This window comes from Kineococcus vitellinus, from assembly GCF_009906315.1.
In the GTDB taxonomy this organism is placed as follows: Bacteria; Actinomycetota; Actinomycetes; order Actinomycetales; family Kineococcaceae; genus Kineococcus; species Kineococcus vitellinus.
This window is the reverse complement of record NZ_JAAALL010000618.1, coordinates 1-695: the sequence shown is the minus strand read 5'-3', so window position 1 is coordinate 695 and position 695 is coordinate 1. Positions and strand designations below refer to the sequence as shown.

The 695-nt window shown below is 74.8% G+C and carries 1 protein-coding gene; it reads left to right on the top strand.

Annotation, left to right across the window (positions count from 1 at the left end; translation table 11 throughout):
* Positions 1-695 (top strand): aldehyde dehydrogenase family protein (locus GTQ99_RS23765; RefSeq protein WP_166618088.1); only part of this gene is annotated, 695 nt, incomplete at both ends.

The following is a 695-nucleotide window of genomic DNA, read 5'->3' as shown; positions in this document are numbered from 1 at the left end:
TGCCCGGGCACACCTCCTTCGTGCGCCGCGAGCCGATCGGGGTGGTGGGGCAGGTGACGCCGTGGAACTACCCGCTGATGATGGCGATCTGGAAGATCGCCCCGGCGCTGGCGGCGGGCAACACCGTCGTGCTCAAGCCCTCCGACACCACGCCGGCCTCCACGGTGCTGCTGGCGCAGGTGGCCGCGCAGGTGCTGCCGCGGGGGGTGCTGAACGTGGTGTGCGGGGACCGGGAGTCGGGGGCGGCGCTGGTGGCGCACCCGACCCCGCAGCTGGTGGCGATCACCGGGTCGGTGCGGGCGGGGATGCAGGTGGCCGAGGCCGCCAGCCGGGCGGTGAAGCGGGTGCACCTGGAGCTGGGCGGCAAGGCGCCGGTGATCGTCTTCGAGGACGCGGACGTGGGTGCGGCGGCGGAGGCGATCGCTGCGGCGGGCTACTTCAACGCCGGGCAGGACTGCACGGCGGCCACCCGGGTGCTGGCCGCTCCGGGGGTGCACGATGAGTTCGTGGCGGCGCTGGCCGAGCAGGCGGTGGGCACGAAGGTGGGGTCGCCCTTCGCGGAGGACAGCGCGGTGGGGCCGGTGAACAGTGCGCGGCAGTTGGCGCACGTGAGCGGGTTCGTGGACCGCCTGCCCGATCACGCGCAGCTGGTGGCCGGCGGTGGGCGCGCTGGGGGGGAGTTGGCGGAGGGCTTC